The following is a 16,969-nucleotide window of genomic DNA, read 5'->3' as shown; positions in this document are numbered from 1 at the left end:
CTCCCACTATTTAGAGTTCCATTCGTCTCTGACTTTCATCAAAATCTTGCCTAGACGATTTTTTCCAGAGCCATCTCCGCCGTCGCCCCAATAATGATCATTTTCCGTATGTTCCACTAAAATAGCATTCTCTGTGGATAAAAGCATTTCTTTCACTTCCGAATGTTGCTCTACTTTTGCTCTGATTGCTTTTAACATCACTTCGTCTTTCATACTTTCCCAGCCTTTGCGCAGTGGGAAGTCTCTATTTCTACCCAATTTTGCTGCATCTATTGGTTTCTTTGCATTAATTACTTTTTTAATAATCTTTTTATCGATAAATTTTTGCGCTTGGAAATAGTGTTCTGTGGTTAGGTATGTCACGCCATCGATGACAACTGGATGTAAAGAGAAATTAGAAAAACAGCCATAGTCGGCATTTTCACTATAAAAATGGATAACCTTCATTTTGCACCTCCGAGTATTTACGTTACGTTTTTTGCAACTTGAGCTTATCTTTCAAAATAACTTTAGCATAGATATAGGCACAAATCCATCGCTATTTTGCACAAAAAAAAGACACTGCTTAGTTTCCTAAACAATGTCTTTACAAGTTATTACGGAGAAGGAGGGATTTGAACCCTCGCGCCGCGCGAGCGACCTATACCCTTAGCAGGGGCACCTCTTCAGCCACTTGAGTACTTCCCCAAACTCCACAGGCAGGACTCGAACCTGCGACCGATCGGTTAACAGCCGATTGCTCTACCAACTGAGCTACTGTGGAATTATCTGACTTCCACTAGTATACGCAGAATCCGGCGAAAATGCAAGACTTTTCACGGGTTTTCTGTATAAATTTTCTTGGAGCCTGTTTGCTTTAGTTTTCCACCGCAACTACCACAGCGATAACGATTCACATTGAATCTACGCTGCCTTAAAAACGATTTCCCACAGCTTTGGCATGTATATTCATGCATTGTAATTTCACGTGGAATTGCTGCACAAAATCGTGGCGCGTCTACTTTTTTTAATAACTCCCGGAAATCTTTATCGCGATGTTGGTAGCCTTTTTTCTCTAAATGAAGGTGATAATGGCAAAGTTCGTGCTTCATAATGCCAATAAAGTACTCTAAGCCAAAGTTTTCCAAGTATTTAGGGTTCATTTCGATATCGTGACTTTTGAGCAAATAACGCCCGCCAGTTGTCCGTAAACGTGCGTTAAAAACAGCTTGATGCCGAAATTCTTTTTGGAAAAATTGCAGCGACACTTCTTCCATGTGTCGCTGCAACTCTGCTTGATTCATTATTTAACACTTCCATTAGGATTAAGCATCGTTAAGGCAATACGATTTTTCTTCGTATCTACTTCATCCACCCAAACGGTCACAACATCTCCTACTGAAACGACATCCATCGGGTTTTTAACAAAAGAATTACTTAGTTTCGAAATATGCACAAGGCCGTCTTGTTTCACGCCAATATCAACAAAAGCGCCAAAGTCAACTACATTACGAACCGTTCCTTGTAGTTCCATACCTTGTTTTAAATCTTCCATCGAAATAACATCTTGTTTTAAAAGTGGTGCTGGAAGTTCGTCACGAAGGTCGCGACCAGGAGCAATTAAATTATCAATGATATCGCGCATTGTTTCTTTACCAATATTTAATTTCTCTGCTTCCTCAGGGATACTTAGTGCTTGTAAGGCTACTTTTAAATCCTCACTACCGATATCTTTCAAGCCGAAACCAGCTGCTTTTACAATTTGCTCGGCTGCTTTATAACTTTCAGGGTGAATTGCTGTTTTATCAAGTGGATTTTCGCCTTCTAAAATACGTAAGAAACCGATACTTTGTTCATATGATTTCGCGCCTAGACGAGGAACTTTTTTCAATTCTTTACGAGAAGCGAACGAACCATTTTCCTCGCGATATTTACGAATATTATTTGCGACTGTTTTGTTTAAGCCAGCCACATATTGTAAAAGTGAAGCGGAGGCCGTATTAACGTTGACACCTACTTGGTTAACGGCTGTTTCAACGACAAAAGTTAGCGTTTCGTTTAGTCGTTTTTGCGCGACATCATGTTGGTATTGGCCTACGCCGACAGATTTTGGATCAATTTTTACAAGTTCAGCTAGTGGATCTTGCAAACGGCGTCCAATTGAAACTGCGCTACGTTCTTCTACTTGATAATCTGGGAACTCTTCGCGGGCTGTTTCACTCGCAGAATACACACTCGCGCCAGCTTCATTCACGATACAATAATAAGCATTGGAGTTCGATTCGCGAATCACTTCCACGATAAATTGCTCCGTTTCACGTGATGCCGTTCCATTACCAATCGCGATAACCTCCACTTTGTATGTGGATAAAATCTCCGCAATTTTTTGTTTTGCTTCAGGGCGGCGCGCTTTAGCCGTATGTGGGTAAACAACGCCAATTTCTAGCACTTTCCCCGTTTGATCTAACACAGAGAATTTACAACCTGTTCTAAAAGCTGGATCGACCCCAAGGATAATTTTCCCTTTTAAAGGTGGTTGTAATAGCAGTTTGCGCAAGTTCTCGGAGAAAATATGGATTGCTTGTTCTTCGCCTTTTTCTGTAAGTTCGCCGCGGATTTCACGTTCAATTGCTGGACCGATAAATCGTTTATAAGCATCTAAAATGGCTTCTTCTACGTAAGGACGCGTTGCAGAATTACGATTTTGGATGACTTTCTCAAATAAGTATTGGAAAATTTTCGTCGTGTCGACTTGGATTTGGACACGTAAAATGTCTTCTTTCTCACCGCGGTTAAATGCAAGAATGCGGTGGCTCGCTACTTTGCCAATCATTTCGTTAAATTCGTAATACATTTCATAAACGCCTTTTTCGTCTGCTTCGGCGTTTTTCACTCTGGATTCAACCATCCCGAATTTGCGCGTAAAGTTACGAATCCACTCACGGAAACTAGGTTCATCACTAATTTGTTCAGCGATAATTTCATGCGCGCCGAGTAATGCCGCTTCTGCTGATTCCACTTCTTTTTCCTCAGAAATGTAGTTCGCAGCTTCTTTTAATGGATCGGCATTGCTCGGAAAACTCATTAGCCAGTCTGCCAGTGGTTCTAAGCCTTTTTCTTTGGCAATCGTTGCTTTCGTGCGTTTCTTTTGTTTGTACGGGCGATATAAGTCTTCCAGCGCTTGGTGTTTTTCCGCTTTGACGATTGCGGCTCTTAGTTCGTCTGTTAATTTTCCTTGTTCATCTATTAAGCGAATAATTTCTTCTTTACGATTTTCTAATTTCGTTACATATTCAAATGTTTCTTCAATATCGCGAATTTCAACTTCGTCTAGGCTACCAGTCATTTCTTTACGGTAACGCGCGATAAATGGGACCGTGTTGCCTTCTTCCATCAATTTGATAACGGCATTAATTTGCGCTGGTTTATACGTTAGCGATTTTTGGACTAATTTCATTATTTTTTCTTGCATTTGCTCCATACTTGATAGCCTCCATTTATTTCATTATCTACTAAGTGTAACATAATTACGTTTCAACTGACAAAAGCTACCAGTCTCATTTATTCAAAGCATTTTCCGCAAAATGAATCGCATCCTCGGTATGAGAAAAGAAGTGCTCTTCGCCTATCCGGTCGTAAAGTCCGCTACCTTTCAGACTTTCTTTCGCTTTATCCGTTAGCCCGGTAATCAAAATTTGGCCACCTTGCTTCGAAAATTCTTTTTCAATTTGGTGGAAATATCCTTCTGCGGTCGCATCAATAATCGGTACTTTCCCCATCCTCAAAATCAGAAATTCCGGTTTTACATGAATTGCTTTAATAATATTTTGTTGAAAAATCTGGGCTGCACCAAAGAAAAGCGGGCCGCGAATTGTAAAAATACTAATTTTCTCGTGTAAATGAGGCGCAATTTCGGCGCCTTCTGGTTCAATTTCTTCGATTTGCATGGAACTTCCCATTTGTTTCGCAAAAAGAACAACCGCCAGAAGCAAGCCAACTTCCACTGCCACAGTTAAACTCGCGAAAACAGTTAGTAAGAAAGTAATGACAAGTACTAATGTATCCCCTGATTTTAGTTTGATAATATGTTGGAATGTTTTTCGTTCACTCATATTCCAAGCAACTAACATTAAAATCGGGGCCATTGCTGCAATCGGAATGTTGACAGCTACTGGAGCAAGCACGAGTAAAGTGAGTAATACGAAAATCCCGTGGATAACGCCCGAAACACGGCTAGTTGCGCCGTTATTAATATTGGTCGCCGTTCTTGCAATCGCCCCAGTTGCCGGGATTCCACCAAACATCGGCGTAACAATATTAGCAATCCCTTGTCCGATTAGCTCGCGATTACTATTATGTTTTGTATTCGTCATGCCATCTGCAACAACCGCCGAAAGCAGCGACTCAATCCCACCAAGCATCGCGATAACAAATGCCGGCCCAACCAGTTTACTCATATTCGCAAATGTCATATCAGGAAATTCAAACGGTGGAAAAGTACTCGGAATATCACCATATGCCGAGCCAATCGTTGGTAATGCATCCGGGAAAAATAACATCGCAATCGCCGTCGTAATCACAAGTCCAATCAGCGGCGCAGGAATTCTCGGTAAAATTTTTGGAAAAATAAATAAGACGAGCATACAAATACATGAAATTAACACACTATAGAAGTTCCATGAATCCAGATGCAGCCATATCTCTTGCATATTCGCCACAAATGATTCATGTTTTTCCATCCCTGTTAATCCGAGGAAGTTCCCCACTTGCCCCATAAAAATCGTGACAGCAATCCCAGCTGTAAAACCAATCGTCACCGGTCGCGGAATAAATTTAATCAGCGTTCCAATTTTGAAAATACCCATTAAACATAGTAAAACCCCAGCCATCATTCCCGCTACAAGTAAATCTTGATAACCGTAAGTTAAAACGATGCCAAGTAATACTGGAATAAAGGCGCCAGTTGGTCCCGCAATTTGAAATTTCGAGCCACCAAAAATTGAAACAATAATTCCCGCTACAAAACTAGAATAAATTCCATACTCCGGGCTTACTCCTGATGCAATCGCAAACGACATCGCCAGTGGTAACGCAATAATGCCCACGATAATACCCGCAAGCAAGTCTTTCCTAAATCTCGTCCACGTATAACCTTTTACACTATTCAATAAAACTTTCTTCAATTTGCTCCTTCTCTCTTATTTGTATTTTAATCCGCGCGAAAAAAACGCAAAGCAATTTGGCTTCACGCTTACTAAGTGACATTTATCACATAATGAAGTATAAAAAACTAGCGCTCTATTCTAATATACCATAAATAGACCCTGTTCTCACACCGAATATGAAAAAACACCTTTTAAACCATCACTAGTTTAAAAGGTGTTTTTATTATTCTGGAAATTTGCCAACCATGAACGTTACATCATCGGTTGGAATATCTAATATATTGCGCTCAATTAAATGCCCGATTTTCACTACACAAAGTGGTGATTCGAGGCTTTTTCGAACGCGGGATAAAACAAGACCATCTGAATGCATCAAAAACTTACTGCCTGGTTTATATTTAAAAGATTGCAACCGATACTTCTGTTTTCGACCGGACAAAAATCCAGAGCCAGAAAGTGGGAAAATAAGTTTGTCTTCTATACCAATCATATAAAAACGAATATTACCCATACCGGTATAATGAAGTGTTTTTGTTAAGTAGTCTCCTTTAATAATGGCAATTGCCGCCCCACGAAGCCCTGAAACAGCCTGATTCGCTTTTTCAAGCATTTCTGTAATATCTGCATGGATATCTTCTTTAATGGCGTCAACGGTCGCTTTAGCCGCTCTATTAGCTTCGAGCCCGCTTCCAAGTCCATCAGAAAGAACATACAGAAAACCATTTTCGTCCTCATGGGTATAATAAACATCCCCGCAGTATTGTTGTAATGCTTTAGAACGTTGAAATACAAATAAATTATTTGATTCAACTGCCTTGTTCATTTACTCCACTTCCTCATTCTGCAACGCCTCTCGAAGTTTTTTAATAGCTTGACGTTGGATTCTAGACACATGCATTTGTGATATATCGAGTAGTTCCCCGGTTTCTTTTTGACTGCGATTTTCAATGAAGGTATATTGCAAAATCTTCTGTTCTCGCTCATCTAAAACAGGGAGAACTTTCTCTAAGAGCATACGTTGATTCACACGTTCAAATCCATCATCCGTACCACCAACGACATCAAGTAATGTAATGGTACTCCCATCCGAATCAGCTTCAATCGAATGATCTACAGAAAGTGCTTGGTAGCTTTTCCCCATTTCCATTGCTTCTAAAACTTCTTCTTCCGTGACACCGATGAAATCCGCAATGTCGCTAATTTGCGGCGAGCTTTGAAGTTCTCTTGTCAGCTCTTCTACGGCATTTTTAATTTTTGGACCTAGTTCTTTGATTCGGCGTGGCACATGAACACTCCACGTTTTATCACGTAAAAATCGTTTAATTTCACCAACAATGGTTGGCACAGCAAATGCTTCAAAACTTTTTCCAAACGTTGCATCATATCTTCTAATAGCTCCAAGTAAACCAATATTCCCAACTTGAACTAAATCTTCATGAAAAGATTTACCTTGGGAATATTTGCGAGCAATAGATTCTACCAAATTTTTGTAATGAACAACTAAATTATACTGGGCATCTTGGTCGCCATTTTCTTGATAAGCGGCAATCCAAATATAGACTTTTTCTTTGGCTTCTTTATCAGGTTGAGATACTTTTGGCATTCTCCTCCACCTGCTTTTCATTAATATATTTGGTCATTACGACAGAAACCCCTTCATCGTAATAAAGTTTCACGTCATCCATTAATGTTTCAATTAAAAATAAACCTAGCCCTCCGATACGCATCATCTCCGCATCTTCACCCACATCATATGGGCCAATTTCTTGTTTACGAGTTTCTAGGTCGAAGCTTGTGCCGTTATCGGAAACACGAACTTCTAGCTTATCTTCATAAATAAGATATTCAACTGTGATTTCACCATCTTCTTCGCCTTTAAATGCATGTTTTACAGAATTAGTGATGGCTTCACTGACAGCTATTTTCAAATCTTCAATTGCTTCATAAGAAAATCCTGCGCGACTTGCAATTCCTGATAATGAAAGTCTACCTAAACTTACATATTCAGGCTTGGCAGGAAGTTGTAATGTAATTTTGTCATGCATTGTTGCCATTCATTTCACCCTCTACATTTTTGATTTCGATGATATCTGACAATCCTGTGATTTCAAACAATCGGAAAAGTCGATCGCTTAAACCAAACAAGACAAGTTCACTTTGGCGTTGACGTAAGCTTTTAAAAGCCCCTACAAATACGCCTAAACCGGTACTATCCATATAACTCACTTCTGTTAAATCGATTCGAAGTACAATACCCTCTTTTACTTGATATACTTCTAGTGCTTCTTTTACCTTTGGCGCTGTATAAGCATCGATCTCCCCAGCAACAAATATGTCTATGTGGTCAGTATCACGTTCTTTTATTTCTATACTAATATTCATCACTTCACCCCATCTAATTTTAAGTATACTGTCGATTTTACCCTAACAAATAAAATTAAAACATTCAAAAATAAAAACGCTCCACCCTTTAAATACGTTTACTCACCAGTAAATGTTCTCCAAAGAATGAGGTACGTCTTCACTTCTTCTTATTTAGTTCGTTTGATACAAATAAGCGTAAAGTCATCATGCAGCTCAAAGTTTTGCATTTTGACTAATTGATCATAAATCGCATGTACCATTTTTTCAGCTGATAATGAAATATGCGCTGCTATAATTTCTGTTAACTCTTCTCGTTCAATAAAGCCATTAGCCGTTCTTGTTTCTGTTACACCATCCGACATAATAAATACGGCATCGCCCACTTCAATTTTCTTATCAAATTGACGATAGACGGCGTTTTTATCCACACCAAGCGGTAAACCTTTGGCATATAAATCAGAAAAAGTGTTTTCTTTATGTTGGTAATACAAGCCCAGCTCATGTCCGGCTGAACCGTATTCAAACAAATGTGTATCTTCGTGATAAAGCCCGTAAAACATCGTAATAAACATATTGTCGTTAATGTTTTCTTCTGCTACTTGGTTCAGCGATTCGAGTACAATAGATGGTTTTCTATCGTCTCCAGTCATCCCAGCTAATGCATATTTGATCATCGAAATACTAAATGCAGCTGGAATTCCTTTCCCAATAACATCCGCCAGAGCGATACCGATTTGTTTGTCACCTTCTTCTGTAAAGCTATAGTAGTCACCGCTCATTTGTCTAGCTGCGACACTGATAACGCCAAAATCCAGTTCATCGTGTTCTGGTACTTCTGTTTTCATTAACGTTTTTTGCATATCTTCCGCTTGAGCGATTTCACTACGTAATTCTTTTTGCTCGGTTCTTAGACTAAGATGTTCCATATAAGCTAAGCCGTAGCCTACCATCATTTCAAGTAGTACATCAAATGATAATCGTACAAAGTCCGGCAACTGTTTTCCGTAAAGTTCAAGAACCGAGCGATGCAAATGGACAATTTCTTCTGGTGATACTCGCTCTTCCATAGCTTCTCTGGATAATTTTTCGCAAGTATAAAGAATTTCTTCATCTTGATGTTCTAAATATTGAATAAGAATATCACGGTATTTTCCCTCAAAAGCTTTTTCCATTTTTTTCTAGCTCTCCTTACCGAACCCATTTCGTTGTTGTAATTACCGTTCCTTTAGAATCGCCTTCAATACTGGATTCAATATCAAAACTGTCCATTAAACGTTTGACTCCTGGGAGACCTGCTCCAAGACCGCCTGATGTTGTGTAGCCGTCTTGCATTACTTTTCTAATGTCTACAATTCCTGGGCCTTTATCTTTGGCTACAATAATCATACCTTGTTTGCCTGATTCGCTTACTTTCTCGATGCAGATTTCTCCTCGTCCAGCATAAAGGAAAATATTTCTTGCTAATTCACTGATGGCTGTTGTAATTCTTGCTTGGTCAACTGTTCCAAAGCCAATTTCTTTGGAGATTTTTCTACCTAGTTGCCTTGCAGCTACAATGTCCCATTCATTAATTATCTTTACACAGGATTGGAATGTCATGTTCATTCCCCCAATTCCTGTTTAAGTTTTTCCAGACCACTTTCAAGGTCCATCGCCGAAAGCACTCCACTAAACGTAATTCCGAGTTCAATTAGTGTAATCGCAACTGCTGGCTGTATCCCAGTTACAACCACTTTTGCACCCATCAGTTTAGACATACTTACTACGTCTCCAAGAATTTTTGCAATAAAGGAATCAATAAAATCGATGGAAGTTATATCAATGACTACTCCTCTGGCCGACGTTTCATGGATTTTTGCAAGTAAATCCTCCTGGAATTCTACCGCAGTATGATCATCTAATTCACTCTGGATAGAAATTAACAAACATTCACCTAACTTTAAGATTGGTATCCCCACAGTATTCACCCCTCTTTTTCTACTATCTCTCTGTTCGTCAAGGCTAGCGCACGCTCCATGCCTTTTTTCATTGTGTTGGTCGTGATAATTTGATCTAATTCAATTCCCAAGTTCACGATGGTTTGCGCGATTTCTGGTCTAATACCTACAAGCATTGCCTGACAGCCGACAAGTCTAACTGCTTCGGACGCTTGAATGATATGGTGCGCAACCATTGTATCAACAACAGGAACTCCCGTAATATCAATCAAAACCACTTCTGACCGATTTTTTACAACACCTATTAACAAGTTTTCTATGATTAACTTCGCTCTTTCTGTGTCAATCGTTCCAATTAGAGGCATTACAGAAATTTTTTCAAATATTGGCAAAAGTGGTGCGGATAATTCCTGTAGTGCGCTTTTTTGGATAGAAACTGTCTTTTCCCACGTATCCGCGTAGGCAGTGACCACTTTGTTATACATGGAGGAAAGCCATGTTTCAAAGCGATAATAGGCATCGTCTTCTGGTTTTTCTTCTCTTTTTAAGAATAAATCTTCATCTCTCATTGCTGTATATACTAAAAGCCCAAACACGCGTAGGCCTGTGGTGACAAAATGGATTGGCCAACCTAAGTGGACCACTTTTTCTGCAAAATCATCTAGTTTTTCATTGAATTTAGAGCCGTTTTCAGTAACATTCGAAACAATTAAATCAACAAATTCTTTGCTGGTTTCTTCATACATTGCTTCTTTGGCGATGTCATTGATTAATCGATCTGATTGTTTCTCCATTTCATTCATCCAGTTGTTCAGTAAGTCTGCTTTATTTGTACGGATGAAGTTTGCAAAATCTTTATACATCAGTTATTTTCCAACCTTTCTCCACTATTAACCAAATTTTCTCTTTTATTCTGCTTTTGATTAACTACCTTTCGAAAAAAAGACATTAGAAACAAATTTAGCGAGTAAGTTGATACGCGTTGTTTGTAGGTTTCTGATGTCCTTACTGTTTCGTCAGAGCAGTTAATTATGTCATTATGTATTGAGTTATTTTTACGTCAGACCCTTTTGCCCTGCATTCATCATTGTATGTTATTTTTTTAGGATGGCTTAAAATTCTACTACTCCTAGACTGACCTCAAGTGCCTTGTTTACCTTGGCCATTAACTCTTCGTCCAAATGTGTAATTTTATCTGTCAGGCGCTGTTTGTCAATCGTTCTAATTTGTTCCAAAAGAATGACAGAGTCTCTTTCAAAGCCATCTTTACGAGTAGCTTCCACGTGTGTTGGCAACTTCGCTTTTTGAATTTTTGCAGTTATTGCTGCCACGATCACAGTTGGACTGAATCTATTACCAATATCATTTTGAATGATGAGAACAGGCCGTATTCCCCCTTGCTCGCTTCCGACCACGGGGGAAAGGTCCGCGTAGTATACGTCACCACGCTTCACCATCAGCCATTAACCTCCTAAAATACTAATATTCCTGTCTTCTGCCTCTGCTTCGACATGGGTACACTCGCATGCGATAGCGAAATTAATTGTCGCCATTTCTGCATAACCGCGTTCCATCTCGTCTCTTAATTCGCGAGCCCTTTTCTCCTGTAAAAATTGTTGCGTTGCTTCCATTATAACTTCACTCCGCCCCATTTTTTCTTTTTCTACAACTACGTCGAGTTCTTGTACCATTTCCTGTGTCAGTTCTACGGATATTATCATCCGCTTTTCTTTCTCTAACACGTGTCACACCCCCAAAGCCTCGTACCTGTAAGTAACAACTATATCGTACCATTATCACGCCATGAAGAAAAGAGTTATTTCGCTTTTTATTGTTAAGAATGTTACAGTCCTGATTGACGTTACTCCCTTAAGTCCTATATATAGCTATAAAGTTTCATATGTTAGATTATAAACGCTTCTCCGCAAAAAAGCACGAATATTACCTTCTAATGGATGTATTTCCTTGGTATTCTTTCGGTTAACAAACAAGTAACTTCATAATTAATGGTATCTAAGTATTCTGCTGCATCATCTGCTGTTATCGTGTTTCCATGATCCACACCAATTATCGTTACTTTTGAACCAGTTTGAAATTCGTGCGGTAGTTTGATGATTGTTTGGTCCATGCAAACTCTTCCGATGATGGGCGCTAGTTGTCCGTCTACTAAAACGTGAAAGCCACTATAATGGCGGATAAGTCCGTCTGCATAGCCAATTGGTAAAGTAGCAACCCATTCTCTTTCTGTCGCCGTATAGGTTGCGCCGTAGCTGACACTATCGCCTGGCGCGAGTTCTTTCACGTGCACCATTTCAGTATAAAGTGCTAATGCTGGTTTTAACTCGAATGGCAAACTAGTTTTAATTTCCGGTGAAGGTGTTAAACCATACATCGAAATCCCAAAGCGAATCGCATCAAACCCAATTTGTGGCTGTAGTAATGAAGCGGCTGAATTGGCAGTATGAACGATGGCTGGACGTGTTGCTAAACTTGTTAAAATTGCCGTAAAGTTTGCCAATTGTTGTTCGAAATAACTTGTTTCTAATTGGTCTGCTGTCGCAAAATGCGTGTAGATGCCTTCTAGTTCAAGCTCTTTATTTCTCGCTATCTTCGTTTCGATGCGTTGCGCTTCTTCCGTACTGCGAATCCCAAGGCGCCCCATGCCACTGTCTACTTTCAAATGAATCCTAAGTGGCGCTTCTAATACGAGGTCATCCAGCCAGTCTTCGCGGAAAACAGTGAGTGCAATTTGATTTTTCGCTGCGAGGTTTGCATCTTCTTTTTTTGTTGCACCGAGTACGAGAATAAAATCGTCTTGAAAGCCAGCTTCTCTCAGGGCAAGCGCCTCATCTAAAATTGCAACACAAAACCCCTTAGCGCCTGCTTCTTTCGCGGTTTTGGCTACTTCAATAATACCGTGACCATAAGCATTAGCTTTCACGACGGCCCATAAAGCGACATTTTCCGGTAGTTGCTTTTGTTCATTTTTTATATTTTCGCGAATTGCCGCGCGGTCTATTTCAATCCATGTCGGACGATGCCAGCCTGTCACCATGATCGTTCACGTTCCTTTCTATATTTCAATTATCACTTGCGCTGCGGCTGATCTAGCTGTGTGGGTAATGCTTACAAAAACATTTTCACCCGGTTTTGCTGGCAAAGTAACGTGCGGTCGCCCATCTTCTACTTGCAAAATCTCCACATCCGTAAAACTTAAATGTTTCCCGAAACCAGTTCCGTTTGCTTTGGCATACGCTTCTTTGGCAGCAAAACGACCAGCTAAAAATTCGATTTTGCGCCCACCTTCGTATTTTTCAAATTGCTTAATTTCTTTTTCGGTTAAAACGCGCTCGATAAAACGTGGATTCTTCTCCACCACTTGTTTTACGCGATCTAAATCAATCATATCTAGTCCGATTCCTTTAATCATGTTACACCTCTTCCAAGTAGTCTGCTAATGCAGTAACAGCCGTTTGTGCTCCCGCGATACAGTCTGGGATTCCAACGCCTTCGTAGCTCATTCCGGCAAAATAAACGCCCGGATAATCTGCTTTTATGTTCTTTTTCAATTGTTTTAAACGGTCTTGATGGTTGACTAAGTATTGCGGCATCGCTGATTTCATTCGGCTCACTTCATAAAAAAGTGGCGCGGCATGGAGGTCCATTATTTCCGCATAATCCGACAGAACAGCCGTGACGATGGCTTCATCGCTTGCTTGTTCTAACCATGTTTCACCAGCTTTACCTACAAAACCGCGTAATAACATTTTATCTTTCGGCACCATGTGCGGCCATTTTTTCTGAACCCATGTACAGGCTGTTGTTTTATATGGCGCGGTTCTAGCAACTAAGTAGCCCGTTCCATCTGGCAAAATCGGCACATCGTTTTCGTTGTATGCGAGCGAAACAGTTGCAAGTGTCGTTAAAGGTTGTCCCGCAAATGGTTCGGTTGTTGTTTTGGCTAATAAATGAATTAACGCATCATGGGTAGCGGCAATAATCACGCCATCTGCGGTCATCTTAGCTCCATCAGCGAAGGAAATTTCATAGGAGCGATTCTTTTTCGTGATGGCCGTTGCTTGTTTCGCTGTGTGCAAGTTTTCTGGTGGCAGCGCGTCCGCAATCGCTTTTGGCAATGCGGAAAGTCCACCTTCTAACGTTCGAAAAGCGCCAACCGTTGCCTTTGTGCCCGTCGTCTGCATACCGCTCGCTTTCAAGCCGTCCATGAGATTGCCATACTTTTTAACCGTCTGTTCAAATTGTGGAAAAGTGGCGCGTAAACTCATTTTATAAATATCGCCGGCGTAAATTCCGGATAACAGCGGTTCGATGATTGTTTTCACTAATTCTTTGCCGAAACGTGCTTCAAAAAAATCACCTAGTGCTTGGTCATTTGGTTGATTGTTTGGTTCGATCGTTGGTTCTTGCAGTGCCCGCGCTTTGCCAATTTCCGATACGAGTGTGCTTGCGAGCAAGGCTTGTTTGTCGGTTGGGATTCCCATTACTGAGCCCTCTGGAATTGGATGGAGCGCTTTTTGATGATAAATGTACGACCTGCCCGTCGCGTTAGCAATTAGTTTATCTTCGAGTCCTAAATCCTTCACTAAGCCCACCCCAGCTGGCTTTCTAGCTAAAAAGGAATCCGGCCCTTTTTCAATTAAAAATCCGTCGCGCTTTACTGTTTCAAATTTCCCGCCTAATTTTTCGTCTTTTTCGACTAATTCCCAAGTATAATTCGGATGTGTTTTTTGTAGTTCATACGCTGCTGCAAGCCCCGATAGGCCGCCTCCGATAATGACTATATGTTTCACTACTTAACCAATCCTCTCTAACAATTGCTTCGTTTATTCTATCTATTTTACCAGATTTCCGGGTAATTGAACAAAAAATAAAAGAGCAGCCACCCGCGAAAAATCGTGTGCTTATTTCAGCAGATTTTTCGGAGGTGGCGTGCTCTCTTTTTAATTAGTTGTTTTGGATGGGCTGTACCAGTTGTAGATGGCGATGGCTTGGTCTTGGTGTAGATAGCGAACATAGGCCTCCGCGCTCGTACTTCCTGATTTAAGCCAAACGTTTAAGTGCCTGGATTCAGCTTTTTCCATCCAAATGCTCTGTCTTAATCGCAAGCCTTGGATTCGCTCTTTGCGGATGATGTGCGTTAATTTGGAAAAAATCGGTCGCGACTGGACGAGAAGTGTTTGCTTATCCGTGAAAACACCTGTCGCGCGGTAGCTGGCTACTGCTTTTACTCCCGCTAAAACTGGCAAAATGATGCTGATTAAGCCGAGTGGGAAAAATAATATACTGGCAAGAGCGGCCGGGATGATTGTCCAGATTAAGTAAATTCGCAAAAATCTGCGCAAACTGGTTTTTGGTGCGCGCTCCATTGTTTCCATTTCAAATAAATAATCTGGTAGCATTTCATTTAAGGTTTGTAGGGCTAACTCTTTTTTCATAATTGGTAAGAGTAAAATGTCGCCGGATTGTTTTTCATCGCCTGAGTTTCCAGCAGTTATAACTTTGACCGCAACTAAACCGAGCATTTGTCGTAATGGGGATTCGATGATCGTAATCCCTTGAATACGCGCTAATGAAATTGTTGTGTGATTGCGTTCTAACAGCCCTTTTTCCACTACAAGTGAATGGGGATATTTCATCAATTTGAACTGGAAATATTTGAACAAGGTCGTCACAATCGAAATGCCCCACAATACTAAAAGAATGAGGACGATTAAAACGATGAGCACGATGATGCCCATTTTCCAGAGTTGTTCGGCTTGCGCTTCCATCCAGTCGGTCGGGATGACTTCACGGAATTGTTGCATGAACGCAAGGACGATTATAAGTGTCCCGAAAACGCCGCCAGATGTGACTGCCATTAAAATCAGTTGTTTTGTTTGAAGCATGACTGTTTTTTCTGGCGCTTCGACTGCTTCTACAGCTGGTTCCTCGGTTTTTGGTGTGACTTCTTGAATGGCCGCTTTTTTACCGTCGCGTAAGTCTTTTAGTTCATCGACTACGCCTACAGGAACAGCAACTAGGTCGGCTTCTGCTTTTCCTTTTCCGCCTGCTGTTTCAATTAAAACTTGGCAGACATTAAACGGAATGAAGAAAAACCATTGCTTTTTTTGGACGGTTTGAATGCGTTCGTATGGTATGTAAGTGTTTTTCCGGAAAATCAAACCGTATTTAATGCGAATCCCTTGGTCTTCTAGCATGTATTTATATGTAATGTATTTTAAGATGGCTGGGGTTAAAATGAGCAAAATAACGATTACAATAATCAAGTAAACAGCCCAGTTTGGTAAGTAGCCATTGCTATTAATTGCTCGGAAAACCGAAAATAATCCGACAACGATTGGGACGATATTGCGTCTTACGTTCGTAATTATTTCTTTAATGAGGGCAATTGGATGGAGGCGTCTTTCTTCAAACATCTTCTTTCGCCACCTTCACAAGTTCAAGAATATGATGTCTAAGTTCATCCGACTCCGACTCGTTTACCGCTTCAATTTTATGCGTTCTTGCGGCAGTTGTAATTGATAAGGAAACTAATTTTTGTCTTCTAAGTAGTGGGCCTTGCTCTGTTTCCACGTGTTGAATGCGAATCATCGGAATTAAGACACGACTTCTAAAAATGATACCGTGTTGAATTTCCATTTCGTCTGGTTTAATCTGATAGCTCCAACGTGCAAAACGAAACGGAATAATGAATAAGTAGATAAATACAGCATAGATAGCGGTCAAACCAAAGCCAATCGCGCTCCACCAAACCGAAACTTCTGCATAATACAAAATAATCGCTGCTGCAACCGAACAAATCAGAAAAACAAGGACCGCAATTCCCTCTGTTTGCCGCCAAACTGTTTTAATTTTCTCCGGTAATTTCTTTTCTAAATTTTCAAGTTCCATTGCTCTACTCCTTTTTTCTTTTTATCTTACGTTAATAATTACTAAAATGGAAGCGATCTTTTTTAAAAGTATCATGTTTTATTCATAGTTTGTTCATATTTGTTTTTTATAATATAACAAGAAGGGGTGAGAATAATGAAGAAAAAAGGTTATATTTTAGTAATAATTGCGCTTTTGTCGCTCACATTAAACTGGCTTCCAGAAATAGCCCACGCGCAAAAAGAAGCTACTGAAACCACTTATACAACGGCAACAACGAGCGAATTAATGGAAATGTTTCTTCCTTATTCTATCCAAGACCCTTATATCGAAACGACGAAAAATAGCGCGGAATTAATGTTCGTAACCGAAGCCGCAGCAACGATTACAGTCGAAACCAATAACGAAACGCAAACAATTGCTGGTAGCACCGAAAACCACCAATTTACTTTAGCTAATTTGCAACCTGGCAATAATTTAGTTACGCTTACAGCAACAATGGCAGATGGAACGACCGAGAGCAAAACCATCACGATTAACCTTCCAGAAAAGCCAAAGAAAGGCTCTAAATCGTTTCATAATCCTTCTAAAAATCAAATGATGACGCAGCGAAAAAAAGGTCATCTTTTATAA

20 protein-coding genes and 2 tRNA genes are annotated in these 16,969 nt (G+C 40.2%); 1 reads left to right on the top strand and 21 read right to left on the bottom strand.

Translation table 11 applies throughout. The features are described 5' to 3' along the window. Positions 1-6: 6 nt before the first annotated feature. From ybiA to HCJ30_RS03255, 21 genes are all read right to left on the bottom strand, one after another. Positions 7-447: a riboflavin biosynthesis intermediates N-glycosidase gene (gene ybiA, locus HCJ30_RS03355; RefSeq protein WP_185390970.1), complete on the bottom strand. Its 441-nt coding sequence runs from the start codon at positions 445-447 to the stop codon at positions 7-9. A gap of 152 nt (positions 448-599) precedes the next feature. Then, positions 600-687 (bottom strand) — tRNA-Ser (locus HCJ30_RS03350). Between the two features lie 3 nt (positions 688-690). Continuing rightward, positions 691-763: transfer RNA gene (locus tag HCJ30_RS03345), tRNA-Asn, on the bottom strand. Positions 764-815: 52 nt separating this feature from the next. Then, positions 816-1,283: a SprT family protein gene (locus tag HCJ30_RS03340; RefSeq protein ID WP_185390969.1), complete on the bottom strand. Its 468-nt coding sequence runs from the start codon at positions 1,281-1,283 to the stop codon at positions 816-818. After that, positions 1,283-3,460 carry a Tex family protein gene (locus HCJ30_RS03335; protein WP_185390968.1) on the bottom strand — a complete coding sequence of 726 codons (2,178 nt, stop codon included), beginning with the start codon at positions 3,458-3,460 and terminating at the stop codon, positions 1,283-1,285. Before HCJ30_RS03335 ends, HCJ30_RS03340 begins: the two co-directional genes overlap by 1 nt. 76 nt (positions 3,461-3,536) lie before the next feature. Beyond that, positions 3,537-5,162, bottom strand: a complete 1,626-nt coding sequence (locus tag HCJ30_RS03330; protein ID WP_185390967.1) for a SulP family inorganic anion transporter — start codon at positions 5,160-5,162, stop codon at positions 3,537-3,539. 205 nt (positions 5,163-5,367) lie between these two features. Continuing rightward, a complete protein-coding gene (locus HCJ30_RS03325) occupies positions 5,368-5,967 on the bottom strand; it encodes a PP2C family serine/threonine-protein phosphatase (RefSeq protein ID WP_185390966.1) in 600 nt (199 codons plus the stop codon). After that, on the bottom strand, positions 5,968-6,747 hold the full coding sequence (gene sigB, locus HCJ30_RS03320; protein ID WP_003721462.1) for an RNA polymerase sigma factor SigB: 780 nt from the start codon (positions 6,745-6,747) through the stop codon (positions 5,968-5,970). After that, the gene (rsbW, locus tag HCJ30_RS03315; protein WP_003721461.1) at positions 6,725-7,198 is read right to left on the bottom strand and encodes an anti-sigma B factor RsbW; all 474 of its coding nucleotides are present in this window, start codon (positions 7,196-7,198) and stop codon (positions 6,725-6,727) included. Before rsbW ends, sigB begins: the two co-directional genes overlap by 23 nt. Then, complete coding sequence (gene rsbV / locus HCJ30_RS03310) at positions 7,182-7,526, bottom strand: anti sigma b factor antagonist RsbV (RefSeq protein WP_003721460.1); 345 nt, start codon at positions 7,524-7,526, stop codon at positions 7,182-7,184. Before rsbV ends, rsbW begins: the two co-directional genes overlap by 17 nt. A gap of 149 nt (positions 7,527-7,675) precedes the next feature. Beyond that, the gene (locus HCJ30_RS03305) at positions 7,676-8,680 is read right to left on the bottom strand and encodes a PP2C family protein-serine/threonine phosphatase (protein ID WP_008947278.1); all 1,005 of its coding nucleotides are present in this window, start codon (positions 8,678-8,680) and stop codon (positions 7,676-7,678) included. Between the two features lie 16 nt (positions 8,681-8,696). Beyond that, entirely contained in the window at positions 8,697-9,107 is a 411-nt protein-coding gene (locus HCJ30_RS03300; protein ID WP_003738506.1) for an anti-sigma regulatory factor, read from the bottom strand. Between the two features lie 2 nt (positions 9,108-9,109). Next, entirely contained in the window at positions 9,110-9,466 is a 357-nt protein-coding gene (gene rsbS / locus HCJ30_RS03295; protein WP_003721457.1) for an RsbT antagonist protein RsbS, read from the bottom strand. A 5-nt stretch (positions 9,467-9,471) separates the two neighbouring features. Then, on the bottom strand, positions 9,472-10,308 hold the full coding sequence (gene rsbRA, locus HCJ30_RS03290) for an RsbT co-antagonist protein RsbRA (protein ID WP_185390965.1): 837 nt from the start codon (positions 10,306-10,308) through the stop codon (positions 9,472-9,474). Positions 10,309-10,557: 249 nt separating this feature from the next. Beyond that, on the bottom strand, positions 10,558-10,905 hold the full coding sequence (locus tag HCJ30_RS03285; protein ID WP_031695189.1) for a type II toxin-antitoxin system PemK/MazF family toxin: 348 nt from the start codon (positions 10,903-10,905) through the stop codon (positions 10,558-10,560). A gap of 3 nt (positions 10,906-10,908) precedes the next feature. Further along, the gene (locus tag HCJ30_RS03280; protein ID WP_003761302.1) at positions 10,909-11,187 is read right to left on the bottom strand and encodes a CopG family ribbon-helix-helix protein; all 279 of its coding nucleotides are present in this window, start codon (positions 11,185-11,187) and stop codon (positions 10,909-10,911) included. A gap of 206 nt (positions 11,188-11,393) precedes the next feature. Next, on the bottom strand, positions 11,394-12,500 hold the full coding sequence (gene alr, locus HCJ30_RS03275; RefSeq protein WP_185390964.1) for an alanine racemase: 1,107 nt from the start codon (positions 12,498-12,500) through the stop codon (positions 11,394-11,396). A gap of 18 nt (positions 12,501-12,518) precedes the next feature. Further along, on the bottom strand, positions 12,519-12,875 hold the full coding sequence (gene acpS, locus HCJ30_RS03270) for a holo-ACP synthase (protein ID WP_185390963.1): 357 nt from the start codon (positions 12,873-12,875) through the stop codon (positions 12,519-12,521). A 1-nt stretch (position 12,876) separates the two neighbouring features. Then, a complete protein-coding gene (gene hemG / locus HCJ30_RS03265) occupies positions 12,877-14,256 on the bottom strand; it encodes a protoporphyrinogen oxidase (RefSeq protein WP_185390962.1) in 1,380 nt (459 codons plus the stop codon). A gap of 150 nt (positions 14,257-14,406) precedes the next feature. Beyond that, a complete protein-coding gene (locus HCJ30_RS03260; RefSeq protein ID WP_185390961.1) occupies positions 14,407-15,882 on the bottom strand; it encodes a PH domain-containing protein in 1,476 nt (491 codons plus the stop codon). Continuing rightward, positions 15,875-16,357, bottom strand: coding sequence for a PH domain-containing protein (locus HCJ30_RS03255; protein WP_185390960.1), 483 nt, complete (start codon positions 16,355-16,357; stop codon positions 15,875-15,877). Before HCJ30_RS03255 ends, HCJ30_RS03260 begins: the two co-directional genes overlap by 8 nt. A gap of 135 nt (positions 16,358-16,492) precedes the next feature. Here HCJ30_RS03255 and HCJ30_RS03250 point away from each other — a divergent pair, with 135 nt between their 5' ends. Beyond that, a complete protein-coding gene (locus HCJ30_RS03250; RefSeq protein WP_185390959.1) occupies positions 16,493-16,969 on the top strand; it encodes a hypothetical protein in 477 nt (158 codons plus the stop codon).

The sequence above is a fragment of the Listeria cossartiae subsp. cossartiae genome, from assembly GCF_014224155.1.
In the GTDB taxonomy this organism is placed as follows: Bacteria; Bacillota; Bacilli; order Lactobacillales; family Listeriaceae; genus Listeria; species Listeria cossartiae.
This window is presented reverse-complemented; position numbering and strand designations above follow the sequence as displayed.